11 protein-coding genes and 2 pseudogenes are annotated in these 12,831 nt (G+C 32.3%); 10 read left to right on the plus strand and 3 right to left on the minus strand.

Going from position 1 to position 12,831, the window contains the following annotated elements; genetic code table 11:
- Positions 1-131: 131 nt before the first annotated feature.
- A complete protein-coding gene (gene murD / locus CCO88_RS03690; protein ID WP_002778428.1) occupies positions 132-1,340 on the minus strand; it encodes a UDP-N-acetylmuramoyl-L-alanine--D-glutamate ligase in 1,209 nt (402 codons plus the stop codon).
- Positions 1,340-2,401: a phospho-N-acetylmuramoyl-pentapeptide-transferase gene (gene mraY, locus CCO88_RS03695; protein ID WP_002778429.1), complete on the minus strand. Its 1,062-nt coding sequence runs from the start codon at positions 2,399-2,401 to the stop codon at positions 1,340-1,342. Before mraY ends, murD begins: the two co-directional genes overlap by 1 nt.
- A 79-nt stretch (positions 2,402-2,480) precedes the next feature.
- Between mraY and gpmI the strand changes: the two genes are divergently transcribed.
- The 3 genes from gpmI to CCO88_RS03710 all read left to right on the plus strand — a co-directional run bounded on the left by gpmI (position 2,481) and on the right by CCO88_RS03710 (position 5,184).
- Positions 2,481-3,959, plus strand: a complete 1,479-nt coding sequence (gene gpmI / locus CCO88_RS03700) for a 2,3-bisphosphoglycerate-independent phosphoglycerate mutase (RefSeq protein ID WP_002782186.1) — start codon at positions 2,481-2,483, stop codon at positions 3,957-3,959.
- A gap of 64 nt (positions 3,960-4,023) precedes the next feature.
- Entirely contained in the window at positions 4,024-4,767 is a 744-nt protein-coding gene (gene fabG / locus CCO88_RS03705) for a 3-oxoacyl-ACP reductase FabG (RefSeq protein WP_002778432.1), read from the plus strand.
- A gap of 9 nt (positions 4,768-4,776) precedes the next feature.
- Positions 4,777-5,184: a pyridoxamine 5'-phosphate oxidase family protein gene (locus CCO88_RS03710; RefSeq protein WP_002839449.1), complete on the plus strand. Its 408-nt coding sequence runs from the start codon at positions 4,777-4,779 to the stop codon at positions 5,182-5,184.
- A gap of 19 nt (positions 5,185-5,203) precedes the next feature.
- On the opposite strand, the gene tenA is transcribed toward CCO88_RS03710, so the two are convergent.
- Positions 5,204-5,869 (minus strand): thiaminase II, encoded by a 666-nt coding sequence (gene tenA / locus CCO88_RS03715; RefSeq protein WP_002778437.1) that lies wholly within the window; start codon positions 5,867-5,869, stop codon positions 5,204-5,206.
- A gap of 113 nt (positions 5,870-5,982) precedes the next feature.
- On the opposite strand from tenA, the gene acpP reads away from it, so the two are divergent.
- The 7 genes and pseudogenes from acpP to CCO88_RS10155 all read left to right on the plus strand — a co-directional run.
- Positions 5,983-6,216: an acyl carrier protein gene (gene acpP, locus CCO88_RS03720; protein WP_002778438.1), complete on the plus strand. Its 234-nt coding sequence runs from the start codon at positions 5,983-5,985 to the stop codon at positions 6,214-6,216.
- Between the two features lie 33 nt (positions 6,217-6,249).
- A complete protein-coding gene (locus tag CCO88_RS03725; RefSeq protein WP_002784557.1) occupies positions 6,250-7,464 on the plus strand; it encodes a beta-ketoacyl-ACP synthase II in 1,215 nt (404 codons plus the stop codon).
- Between the two features lies 1 nt (position 7,465).
- Positions 7,466-8,404: an acetyl-CoA carboxylase carboxyl transferase subunit alpha gene (accA, locus tag CCO88_RS03730; RefSeq protein WP_002778440.1), complete on the plus strand. Its 939-nt coding sequence runs from the start codon at positions 7,466-7,468 to the stop codon at positions 8,402-8,404.
- 465 nt (positions 8,405-8,869) lie between these two features.
- Positions 8,870-10,164 (plus strand): annotated as a pseudogene (locus CCO88_RS11065) (SLC13 family permease).
- Positions 10,165-10,174: 10 nt separating this feature from the next.
- Positions 10,175-11,005 (plus strand): HTD2 family dehydratase, encoded by an 831-nt coding sequence (locus CCO88_RS03750; protein WP_002778444.1) that lies wholly within the window; start codon positions 10,175-10,177, stop codon positions 11,003-11,005.
- A 12-nt stretch (positions 11,006-11,017) separates the two neighbouring features.
- Entirely contained in the window at positions 11,018-12,190 is a 1,173-nt protein-coding gene (locus CCO88_RS03755; RefSeq protein WP_002786791.1) for a CaiB/BaiF CoA transferase family protein, read from the plus strand.
- A 9-nt stretch (positions 12,191-12,199) separates the two neighbouring features.
- Positions 12,200-12,831, plus strand: a pseudogene (locus tag CCO88_RS10155) (HpcH/HpaI aldolase/citrate lyase family protein); the annotation flags it as partial.

A 12,831-nucleotide genomic window follows, 5' to 3' on the forward strand; every position in this document is an offset into this window, starting at 1 on the left:
TGAATGTTATACTTGAGATAAATTTTTTATCAAGGTATGTTGTTTAATAAATGAATTTTAATTCTAAGCCGAATACGAGTCGTTTTAAATTAGTGTTTGATAAAAATTAATATGTGATGGGGGGGGGTGAATTAAATTTTACCTACACATTCTTTAAATTTTTCTCCACGTTGAGCATAAGAGCTGAATTGATCTAAGCTTGCACAAGCAGGGCTTAATAAAGCTACTTCATTGTTTTTTAGCGTTTTGGAAATTTCTTGTACAGCATTTTCTAAAAATTCACACTTACGAGCTTTTAAATTTGCTTTTAAAGCATAATCAAGCATTTTTTGAGTGCTAAGTCCTATAGCATAGAGTTCTATGTTGAAATTTTTCATAAAATTAAATAAAGCGCTTAAATCCACACCCTTATCATCGCCGCCCACAATAAGATGAATTTTTTTATTTTTATAGCGGTTAAGAGCGGCCATTACAGCGTTTTCATTGGTCGCTTTAGTATCATTGACCCAAAGTCTACCTTGACTATCTTGTAATTCTTCGAGTTTATTTTTTTCCATGATAAATTGATTTAAAAGTTCATAGCTTAGACTATCAAGTAGAATTTTTTCTATGCTTAAAGCCATGACAGCATCAAGCAAAAAAGGGCTTTTAAAAGATATTTTTTCTATATCGATACCCATTTTTTGAGCAAGATCAAATTCATCTTTGTAAGAGATAATATAAGCTTTTGTAGGTGTTTTTGCGTAAATTTCAGGCAAGATTGCAATATCACACTCATTCATTCTTTCTAAAACGCTCAATTTATCTTTTGCATAATTTTCAAAGCTTCCATGCCATGAAAGATGATCCGCACTTATAGGTAGAAGTGCATAAATTTCGGGTTTTGCAGTATGGGTATAGTGAAGTGTAAAAGATGAAGTTTCAAGTATCCAAATTTTGGCATTTAAATCAAGCTCAGCCAGAGGAAAACCGACATTTGCTCCCATTACTGCTCCAACATGTGAAAGTAGATGTGTAGCCATTTGTGTGGTTGTGGTTTTACCATTTGTACCACTGATCCAAACAGATTTTGGCATAGCATCATAAAAAAAATCATATTCGCTTTGTAAATTTTTTGCTTTTTTTATAAGGTTATGGTTAGGTGGAAAGCCAGGGCTTGGAATTTCAAGCTCGCTTACTTTTTCATCAAATTCTTTAGGATTTAAAAGATGATTACCCCATTCATCCTTGCTTTTTTCTTGAAAATGATCATCGTAGATATCAAAAGGGCCGAATTGATTGGCTAAATTTTTAGCTATTGCCTGTGTGGTTTTACCATATCCAAAAAGTGAAATTCTCATTATCTTAACTTTATCGATGCAAGCGCAAGTAAATTAGATAGCAAGGCTATCATCCAAAAACGTACTATGATTTTATTTTCTACCCAGCCTATTTTTTCAAAATGATGGTGTATAGGCGCCATTTTAAATACTCTTTTATTGAAAATTTTAAAGCTTCCCACTTGTAAAATGACAGAAATGGTTTCAAGCACAAAGACAAAGCCTACAAGTAAAAGCAAGATTTCATTTTTGCTTATGATGGCTAAAAAACCTATAAATCCACCCAAGGCTAAGCTTCCACTATCTCCCATAAAAACTTGTGCAGGATAGCAGTTATACCATAAAAATCCCATAAGAGCTCCAATCAATGCAGCACAGATAATCACTACCTCGCCCAAGCCTTGAATTTTAGGTAAAAGCAAATATTCACTATAATTTAAATTTCCACTCAAATATAAAAATATACCTAAGGTAGATAAAGAAAAAATGCTAGGAACTGTTGCAAGTCCGTCAAGTCCATCGGTTAAATTGACAGCATTAGAGCTGGAGATTAAGACCAAAATCCAAAAAGCAAGAGCAAAAATTTTCATATCAAAAAGCGGATATTTGTAAAAAGGAAGATAAAATTCTGTATTAAATTCAGGGCTAAAATATAAAGGTAAAATACAGATTAATCCTACGCTTATTTGTGCTAAAAGTTTCATTTTTGGGCTAAGTCCTGAGTGGTTGTCTTTTTTTAAAATTTTACCCAAATCATCCACAAGTCCAATAAGGCAAAAAAGCACAAGACAAAGCAAGGCGGTGATTGTAAATACATTATCCAATTTAGCACAAAGAAGACTTGTAAAGACTGCACAACCTATAAAGATAAGCCCACCCATTGTAGGCGTTTGAGATTTTACCTTGTGAGTTTGGGGTGCTAGTTCATAAATGGGTTGATTTGCATTTTTGTTTTTAGCCCAAGCAATAAATTTAGGCATGATAAATAAAGACAAGCATAAAGCAATGAAAAATGCAAAGCCCGCGCGTACACTGATATAAGTAAAAAAAGCATAATCACTAAAATAAGAAAGATAATACAAAAGCTAGCCTTCTTTTTGGTTTTTAAAAGCTTAATTTTAGTAAAATCTAGCCAAAAAATTTCTTATAAAAGAGTAAAAAATGAGACAAAAATGTATTTTAGTTATTACAGATGGAATAGGTTTTAACAAAGAAAAAGATTTTAATGCTTTTGAGGCTGCTAAAAAGCCAAATTATGAGAGGCTTTTTAGAGAAGTACCAAATTCTTTAATTAAAACTAGTGGTTTAGCGGTAGGTTTGCCTGAAGGGCAAATGGGAAATAGCGAAGTGGGCCATATGTGTATAGGTAGTGGGCAAATTATCTATCAAAATTTAGTGCGTATTAATAAAGCTATAGAGAGTTGCGAACTTGAAAAAAACGCAAATTTAAAAAAACTTCTACAAAAATGCAAAAGAGTGCATGTTATTGGTTTATATAGCGATGGTGGGGTTCATTCTATGGATACACATTTTAATGCCTTGCTTGAAATTTGTGCCAAAAATGGAAATGAAGTTTTTGCACATGCAATTACTGATGGACGCGATGTAAGTCCTACAAGTGGATTAGAATTTATAAGAAAGCTAAAAAATCATTGTGAGGAAATAGGCGTGCATTTTGCTACGCTTTGTGGCCGTTTTTATGCTATGGATAGAGATAAGCGTTGGGAAAGAGTTAAGGAATATTATGATTGTTTATTAGGCAAGAGCAAGGGTGTGTCAAATTGGGTTGATTATATAGAAGAATGTTATCAAAATGAAACAACTGATGAATTTATTCAAGCGGCTAAAAACGAGAATTATAAAGGCATGCAAGAAGATGATGGATTGATTTTTGTTAATTTTAGAAATGATAGAATGAAACAACTCATCGAAGTTTTAAATTCTCAAAATTTCAAGGAATTTGAGCGAGAAAAAGTGTTTGAAAATTTGCTTACTATGAGTGTTTATGATGATAAATTTAACATTCCAGTACTTTTTGAAAAAGAAGAAATTAAAAATACACTTTCTGAAACCATCTCCAAAGCAGGACTTACTCAACTTCATACTGCAGAAACTGAAAAATATGCTCATGTTACTTTCTTTTTCAATGGAGGAAAAGAAGAACTTTTGGAAAATGAAACAAGGGTTTTAATCCCAAGTCCAAAGGTAAAAACTTACGACGAAAAGCCTGAAATGAGCGCTTTTGAAGTATGCGATGCGGTTAAAAAAGGGATAGAAAAGGGCGAAGATTTTATAGTGGTGAACTTTGCAAATGGTGATATGGTAGGCCATACAGGAGATTTTAATGCTGCCATTAAGGCTGTAGAAGCAGTAGATGTTTGTTTGGGCGAAGTGGTCGAGTGTGCAAGAAAGCATGATTATGCCTTTATCATTACAAGTGATCATGGAAATTGTGAAGCGATGCAAGATAAAAAAGGAAATTTATTGACCAATCATACAACTTTTGATGTTTTTGTTTTTGTAGAAGCTAAGGGAGTAGATAAGCTTAAGGAAAATATGGGACTTAGTAATATCGCTGCAAGTGTGCTTAAAATATTAAATTTAGAAATTCCAAAAGAGATGAATGAGGCTTTATTTTGATCTGTTTGCCTTTTGATATAGATTTTTGTTAAAATTTAATTTTATATTTTTTTTAAGGATAGAAATGAAATTTAGTGGAAAAAATGTTTTAATTACAGGTGCAAGTAAGGGTATTGGTGCTTCTATTGCAAAAACTTTGGCAAGTTTTGGATTAAAAGTTTGGATTAATTATCGCTCAAAACCAGAACTTGCAGATGTTTTAAAAGATGAAATTCTTGCGCAAGGCGGCAATGCAGCTGTGATTAAATTTGATGCAAGCAAAGAAGATGAGTTTGAAAATGGGATAAAAACTATAGTAGAAAGCGATGGAGAGCTTAGCTATCTTGTAAATAATGCAGGTGTTACAAACGACAAACTTGCCTTAAGAATGAAACTCGAAGATTTTACAAGTGTAGTGGATACAAATTTGAGTTCTGCATTTTTAGGTTGTAGAGAGGCTTTAAAAACAATGAGCAAAAAGCGTTTTGGTGCGGTTGTGAATATTGCTTCAATTGTCGGTGAAATGGGGAATGCCGGTCAGACTAATTATTCTGCGAGCAAGGGTGGAATGATTGCTATGACTAAATCTTTTGCTAAAGAGGGAGCGAGTAGAAATTTGCGTTTTAATTGTGTTACTCCAGGCTTTATTAAAAGTGATATGACAGAGATTTTAAGCGATGAAATCAAACAAGCATATCAAGATAATATCCCTTTAAAACGCTTTGCAGAACCTGAAGAAGTTGCAAATTGTGTAGCATTTTTATTAAGTGATTATGCTTCTTATGTGACAGGTGATGTGCTTAAAATTAATGGCGGATTATATATGTAAGGAAAGTATATGGACTTAAAAGAAATTGAACAATTTTTAGATGAAAATACTCCTGCGTTTTTGGCAACTTTAGGAACTTGTGGAAATCCTAGGGTTCGTCCTATGCAGAGCCCTTTACTTGTAGGAGATAGAATTTATTTTTGTACTTCTAATAATAAAGGACTTTTTAAGCATATACAAAATTATAATGGTATTGAATTTTGTTCTTGTTCTAGAGAGGGCATTTTTTTAAGACTTAGAGCAAATGCAGTTTTTGAACCTAACGCAAAAGTTAAAGAGCTGATGTTTGAAAAATATCCTTATCTTGTAAGCCTTTATGAGAATCCACAAAATTCTAGATTTGAAGTTTTTTATCTTGATAATTTAAGTGCTAAAATGCAGTTTCCAAACGGAGATTTTAAACTTTATAAAGCTTAAAGCAAGGATTTTCCTTGCTTTAAATATCCATTTTCATTTGTAAAGCATGTTCCCAAAAAGCATTTTCTAAACGCACTACATTATAAAAAATTTCGCTAAGATTTTCAAATTTTTCTTGAGATATTTGTTGAGTATAAGAATTTAAAAAGTCTTCAAATTCTTTAATTTCACTTTGAAATTCATCTGAACTATAGGTTAAAATCCATTCTTTATAAGGGTGATTTTGAAGTTTTTCCTTGCCAAGTCTTTTATAAATTTCAGCTCCTATATAACCATAACCTATGGCACAAGCACTTAAAGCCACTAACATATCTAAAAAATCTCCACTTTCACCCACGCTTAACATATAGCGTGTGTAAGCTATATTGGTCAAACTTTCATCTTTAACATTTAATTTATCAGCATTGATGCCAAGTTTTAAAATACTTTTATGAAGTTCAATTTCTCCTTCTATAATGTAGTTTTGAAATTTCATTGCAAAGCGTAGTTCTTCGGCATTTTTTGCATTTAAGGCAAGTCGTGCATAGCATTTAGCATAATGGATGAGATAGATATAATCTTGTTTGAGATAAAAAAGAAAATTTTCTTCTTTTAAACTTCCATTTTCTAATTTTTTTACAAATTCATGATGTAAATATTCATCCCAAATGTGTGAATTTGTTTCAATAAGTCGAGAAAAAAGCATTTCTTACTCCTAAAATTCAATGGTTTTTTAAAGTATAGTCAAAAACTATAAATATTTTAAGTTTTTTATTGTAAAATACGCTTTATTTTAATTTTTATCAAGGAGATATATAAATGGCAACATTTGATGATGTAAAAGCAGTGGTAGTAGAGCAATTAAGCATTGATGCGGATGCTGTTAAGATGGAATCAAAAATCATTGAAGATTTAGGTGCAGATTCTTTGGATGTTGTAGAGCTTATTATGGCATTAGAAGAAAAATTCGAAGTAGAAATCCCAGATAGTGATGCTGAAAAACTAATTAAAATTGAGGATGTTGTAAATTATATCGAAAATCTTAAAAAATAATTTAAAAAAATTCACTTTACAAGGAGCTTGTTCTTGAAAAGAGTTGTAGTAACAGGTATTGGTATGATCAATGCCTTGGGTTTAGATAAAGAAAGTTCTTTTAAGGCGATTTGTGAAGGTAAGAGTGGTGTGAAAAAAATCACTCTTTTTGATACTACAGACTTTCCGGTTCAAATTGCAGCAGAAATTGAAAATTTCGATCCTCTAGAAGTAGTTGACGGTAAAGAGGTTAAAAAAATTGATCGTTTTATTCAATTGGGTATTAAAGCTGCTCGCGAAGCAATGCAAGATGCTAATTTTGATCAAAATTTAGACAAAGAAGAATTTGGAGTTGTTTCAGCTGCGGGAATTGGAGGTCTGCCAAATATAGAAAAGAATTCGGTTATTTGTTCTGAACGTGGCCCTCGTAAAATTTCTCCATTTTTTATACCTTCAGCTTTAGTAAATATGTTAGGCGGTTTAATTTCTATAGAACACGGACTTAAAGGACCTAATATTTCTTGTGTAACGGCTTGTGCAGCAGGAACTCATGCTATAGGGGAAGCATATAAAAGTATAGCTTTAGGTAATGCTAACAAAATGTTGGTAATTGGTGCAGAAGCTGCTATTTGTCCTGTAGGAATTGGCGGTTTTGCTTCAATGAAAGCTCTTTCTACTAGAAATGATGATCCTGCTCATGCTTCAAGACCTTTTGATAAAGAAAGAGATGGTTTTGTAATGGGAGAGGGTGCAGGCGCTTTGGTTTTTGAAGAGTATGAAGAGGCTAAAAAGCGTGGGGCTAAGATTTATGCTGAATTGGTTGGTTTTGGAGAAAGTGCTGATGCGCATCACATTACCTCACCTACATTAGATGGACCTTTAAGAGCGATGAAAAAAGCCTTAAAAATGGCAGGAAATCCAAAGGTAGATTATATTAATGCACATGGAACTTCAACGCCCGTAAATGACAAAAATGAAACAGCTGCAATTAAAGAGCTTTTTGGAAGTGAAATTCCAGCGGTTAGCTCAACAAAAGGACAAACAGGGCATTGTTTGGGTGCTGCAGGAGCTATTGAAGCGGTTATTAGCATCATGGCATTAGACAATGGAATTATGCCACCTACTATTAATCAATTTGTTAGCGATGAAGAATGTGATTTAGATTATATACCAAATGAGGCCAGAAAAGCGGATTTAAGAGTTGTGATGAGTAATTCTTTTGGCTTTGGCGGCACAAATGGTTGCGTGGTATTTAAAAAAGTAGATTGATATGGCTTCGTATTTAGATTTTGAAAAAAATATTCAGCAAATTGATGAAGATATTATCAATGCTCAAATTAAGGGTGATACCGAGGCTGTTGCTATACTTAAAAAAAATCTCGAAAAAGAAATTGCTAAAACTTATAAAAATTTAAGCGATTTTGGACGCTTGCAACTCGCTCGTCATCCAGATCGCCCTTATGCACTTGATTATATAGATCTTATTTTAAATGATGCTTATGAAATTCATGGAGACCGTGCTTTTAGAGATGATCCTGCTATTGTTTGTTTTATGGGGTATTTAGGAGAAAAAAAACTTATAGTTATAGGAGAACAAAAAGGGCGTGGCACAAAAGAAAAGATCGCTAGAAATTTTGGTATGCCTCATCCTGAAGGTTATAGAAAAGCTTTAAGAGTGGCAAGACTTGCAGAGAAATTTCAAATTCCTATTTTGTTTTTGATAGATACCCCGGGTGCTTATCCAGGTTTGGGAGCAGAAGAACGTGGTCAAAGTGAAGCTATTGCTACAAATTTGTATGAACTTAGCGATTTAAAAACTCCTACTATAGCTGTGGTTATAGGAGAAGGAGGAAGTGGTGGAGCTTTGGCTATAGGTGTGGCTGATAAGCTTGCAATGATGAAAAATTCAGTTTTTTCTGTCATTTCTCCTGAGGGTTGTGCAGCTATACTTTGGAATGATCCTTCTAAAAGTGAAGCAGCAACAAAAGCTATGAAAGTTACTGCAGACGATTTAAAAAGTCAAGGCTTAATTGATGATGTGATTGAAGAGCCTATCAACGGAGCCCATCGCAATAAAGAAGCTGCTGCTGTTGCTATAGCTGATTATGTTAAAAAAGCCTTGGATGAATTAGAAAAAATAGATCCGCGAGAACTTGCTTCAAATCGCATGCAAAAAATTCTTCAACTTGGAGCTTTTAGCGAAAGCTAAAAACTCTACTTAATAAAAATATTCTTTAAAATTTCAAATTATTCTAAAAAATTAAAATTTTGACAATAAAGCAAAACCTACAAAAAGAAAAGTTCAATAAATATAAGAGATAAATAATGAATACTTTATATCCTTTATATCACAAATAAAACAATATAGAAGATGCAAAGAAGCATTTATACTTTTTAATGGATAAAAAATAATTTGACAAATGGGTAATATTGTAATAAAAATTTATTAATATTTAAAATATCACTTTTATATTAAAAATATATAAAAATTAAATATATGATTTTTTTTAAATTTGCTTAATTAAGTAACAATAAATTTAAAATATGAGAATATTAGTAACATTATTAAATAAAATTTTTATTTGTCAAAGATTTAATTGATAAGATTTAAGTATTTTTTATTGGAAGTTAGTGGAAAATTATCTTAAAATTACTCAAGATAAGGAGCTAAATGATGGATACTATTAATATTATTATTTTATTTTCCCTCATAATATCAATTGCTTTGGGCTATGTTCTTAAAGCAAATATCGGAGTCTTCGCGATACTTTCAGCCTTTATTGGGGCATGCCTTTACGGTATAACACCAGAAAAGGTGATTAATCTTTGGAATGGAAGTTTAAGTTTATTTTTTATACTTCTTTCTATTACTTATTTTTATGGTTTTGCGATTGCAAATGGTACGCTAAACAATCTCCGTTAAAAGCTGTGTATTCTGTTAGGAATAGACCTTGGAGTATTCCTATTGCACTTTATATTACAGTTATGGTATTTGTAGGAATTGGACCAGGACATTATGCAGGCTTTGCTTTTATGAGTCCTTTGGTTCTTTATATTGCTAGCAAAATCAAAATGAATAAGATTTTAGCAGCTATTATTATTTATTCTGGTTCTTGTGCAGGTGGATTTAATCCCTTTACCCTTGGTGGCAGAGTAACTTTTGATCTTATCGAAAAACTTGGTTATTCAGCAGAAGCTTCTGCAATAATGCAATTAAATTTAGGTAAAAATATGTTTATTGCACATACTTTGATTTTTTATAATCGGATATTTTTTGCTAAAAGGTTATAAGGTGAAAATTACTTCGCAAATTACAAAACCAAAAAGACTCAATGCTGCACAATGGAAGACGATTTTTATTGTATGTTTTGTTTTTGCGGTTATTATGATCTCATCTTTTTTTCTTGCTTTAAATCCTCATGATGAAACACTAAAAAAGTAACTTCCATTTTTAACCCTGTTTTTGTTTCATTTCTTGGAATCGTTTTGGCAGTAATATTTGGAATTGGTAGTGAAAAAGAAGCATTTAAGAATGTGCCTTGGGATTTGATTTTCATGATTGGATCACTTTCTATGCTTATTGAGCTCAGTAAAACAACAGGCATAATGGAAAATATCACAATATTTATGAGTGCGCACGGTTCAAGTAGCAGTAATTGGCTTTATTATTTGCTTGGAATTTTATCTTCTTGTATGAGTGCGTTTGCCTCAAGCATGGGGGTGGTTATGCCAACATTTTTCTCTATCGTACCATCAATCAAAGCACTTGAGCCATCACTTGCATTTTCTATAATCGCAGTATTTGCAACATTTACTGGATATTCAAGTTTTTCAACAGGCGGAGCCTTGGTTTTGGCTGGTGCACAAAATGAAAGTGAAAAACGCTATCTTTTTATAAGATTGATAATATTGCCTTTAATTTTGGTAGTATTTGGTTTTGTATTATTATTTTTAGGTATTTTAAATTAAGGAGAAAAAAATGAGTTATGAAAATTTTATTGGAAAACAAGAAAAATTTACAGAAAACATCAATGAAAAACAGGTGCAAAAAATTGTTGCAACGCTACAATCTAAGCAATTAAAAAATGGCGATGCCCTTCCATATCTTTGGCAATGGTGCTTTTTTAATGAAGCACTAACTCCAGATAAATTAGGCAGAGATGGCCATCCTAAACTAGGACTAGATAAAAATAGCTTTTTTCCAAGCTTTGGTGAAGTCAATCGTATGTGGGCAGGAGGTAGATTTAACTTTATTGCTCCTTTGATTATTGGAGAAGATGCAACAAAAATAACCACAATAAAAAAGATTCAAGAAAAACAAGGAAAAAGTGGAAAACTTACTTTTGTTACCTTAGAGCACTGCTATTATCAAAAAGAGCAGTTAAAAATCGAGGAAGAACAGGATATTGTTTATAAACAACCAGCACCTCCAAAGCTTACGAGCGATGTAGTTGCTATGAATGCAGATTATTCTGAAAAAATGCAACCTGATTCCACGCTTTTGTTTCGCTATTCTGCTTTAACCTTTAATGGCCATAAGATCCACTATGATTTTCCTTATGCAACGCAAGTTGAGGGTTATCATGGTTTAGTTATACATGGTCCTTTATTGGCAACTTATATGATTAATTGTTTTGTAAAAAACCATCCTGATAAACAAATTATTAATTATAGTTATAGAGGTATGCATGCGCTTTGTGTTCCTGATAGTTTTGCTGTGGAGTCAAAAATTATTGACAACAATACTGCTGAAGTATGGATAAATAAAAATGGATTTGTGGCACATTCTGGCACTATTCATTTTAAATAAAAAGGAGAAGAGATGTTACCTTTAGAAGGAAAACTAGTTTTAAGTATAGAACAAGCAATAGCAGCACCTTTTTGTACAAGGCAATTGGCAGATTTGGGAGCTAGAGTTATTAAAATCGAAAGACCTGAAGTGGGAGATTTAGCAAGAGGATATGATAAAAGAGTAGATGGCATAGCTAGTCATTTTGTATGGGTAAATCGTAGCAAAGAAAGTTTGGCTATTGATTTAAAAGATCCTGATGGGCTTGAATTTATCAAGACGATTTTACCAAAAGTAGATATTTTTGTACAAAATTTAGCATTTGGAGCATCTAAAAGATTGGGATTAGATTATGAAAATCTAAAAAAATATAACCCAAAGATTATAGTTTGCGATATTTCTGGATATGGCGAAGGTGGAAATTATGGGCATAAAAAGGCTTATGATCTTTTAATACAATCAGAAAGCGGCTTAGTTTCTATAACGGGTACGCAAGATGAATGTGTAAAAGTTCCAATCAGTATCGCAGATATTTCCGCAGGAATGTATGCTTATAGCGGTATTTTACAGGCATTATTATACTTAGAAAAAACGGGAAAGGGTTCTAGGGTAGAAATTTCCATGCTAGAATGTATGGCTGAATGGATGAATTATCCTCTTTATTACACCTATAAAAATGCGACTCCTCCAGAGAGAAAGGGTGCATTTCATGCAAGCATTACTCCATATGGTCCTTATAAGGCAAAAGATGGAGTTGTAATGTTTGGCTTGCAAAATCCAAGAGAGTGGGAAAGTTTTTGTAAAATTGTATTGCAAGATGAATCATTGATCGAGCATGAAGATTTTAAAAATAATACCTTAAGAACCAAAAATGCATCAAAAGTAAAAGAAATAATCGAAGATGCTTTCAAAAACCTTAGTGTAAAAGAAGTTGTAGATCGTCTTGATGAAGCAAAAATTGCAAATGGAAATGTTAACGAACTTAATCAAGTATGGGAGCATCCACAACTAAAAGCTAGAAATCGTTGGAGGGAAGTTGATAGTGAAGTTGGAAAAATTCCTGCACTTTTGCCACCTGCGACAAATAACAATTATGAAGCTAGAATGGATAAAATCCCAGCTCTTGGAGAACATACAGAATCAATTCTTAAAGAATTTGGCTTTTCTGATAAGATAAATTTATTCAAAGAAAAAAAGATTATCTAAGGATTTTATATGAAAGCCAAAAGTTTTTTATTTGTTTCATCAATTTTTCCAGAAAGATTTACAAAAGCTTTGCAAAGTGGTGCTAGTCAAATTATTATTGATTTAGAGGATTCTGTTGAAGTGGCAAAAAAGAAGTTGGAAGAAAAAATATTGTAGATTTTTCAAGCCAATGTGCTAAAAATAATGATAAATTTCTTATAAGAATCAATGAAACAAAAAGCAAGGAATTTCAAAAAGATTTGTCTTTAATTTCAACTATTAAAGAATCTAATGGCATTATTGGCGTTGTATTGCCAAAAGCGCAAAGTTATGAGGATATAGATATGCTTAGCCAATTTGAACTTCCTATAATACCTATTATTGAAAGTGCGTTAGGAGTGGAAAATTTAGATGATATTGCTAGGCATCCGAGTGTTTTAGCATTAAGTTTTGGAAGTTTAGATATGACTTTGGATTTAAATTTGCAAGAGGGTGAGGGTAAGAATTTTATTTTAAATAGCATTAGAACACAGATTATTCTAAAAAGCACAAAATACAATCTTTTATCGCCAATAAATGGAGTTTATCCTGATATAAAAAATATTGATGGATTAAAAGAGGATTTAATATTTGCAAAATCAATGGGTTTTTTTGGGGGGGGG

The organism is Campylobacter coli LMG 9860 (assembly GCF_000254135.1).
Lineage (GTDB): Bacteria > Campylobacterota > Campylobacteria > Campylobacterales > Campylobacteraceae > Campylobacter_D > Campylobacter_D coli.

Excerpts from the sequence above, each read along its gene's own strand:
- tenA (WP_002778437.1), bottom strand. The coding sequence starts at position 5,869 with ATGCTTTTTTCTCGACTTATTGAAACAAATTCACACATTTGGGATGAA.
- accA (WP_002778440.1), top strand. The coding sequence starts at position 7,466 with ATGGCTTCGTATTTAGATTTTGAAAAAAATATTCAGCAAATTGATGAA.
- CCO88_RS03750 (WP_002778444.1), top strand. The coding sequence starts at position 10,175 with ATGAGTTATGAAAATTTTATTGGAAAACAAGAAAAATTTACAGAAAAC.
- fabG (WP_002778432.1), top strand. The coding sequence starts at position 4,024 with ATGAAATTTAGTGGAAAAAATGTTTTAATTACAGGTGCAAGTAAGGGT.
- CCO88_RS03710 (WP_002839449.1), top strand. The coding sequence starts at position 4,777 with ATGGACTTAAAAGAAATTGAACAATTTTTAGATGAAAATACTCCTGCG.
- murD (WP_002778428.1), bottom strand. The coding sequence starts at position 1,340 with ATGAGAATTTCACTTTTTGGATATGGTAAAACCACACAGGCAATAGCT.
- acpP (WP_002778438.1), top strand. The coding sequence starts at position 5,983 with ATGGCAACATTTGATGATGTAAAAGCAGTGGTAGTAGAGCAATTAAGC.
- CCO88_RS03755 (WP_002786791.1), top strand. The coding sequence starts at position 11,018 with ATGTTACCTTTAGAAGGAAAACTAGTTTTAAGTATAGAACAAGCAATA.
- gpmI (WP_002782186.1), top strand. The coding sequence starts at position 2,481 with ATGAGACAAAAATGTATTTTAGTTATTACAGATGGAATAGGTTTTAAC.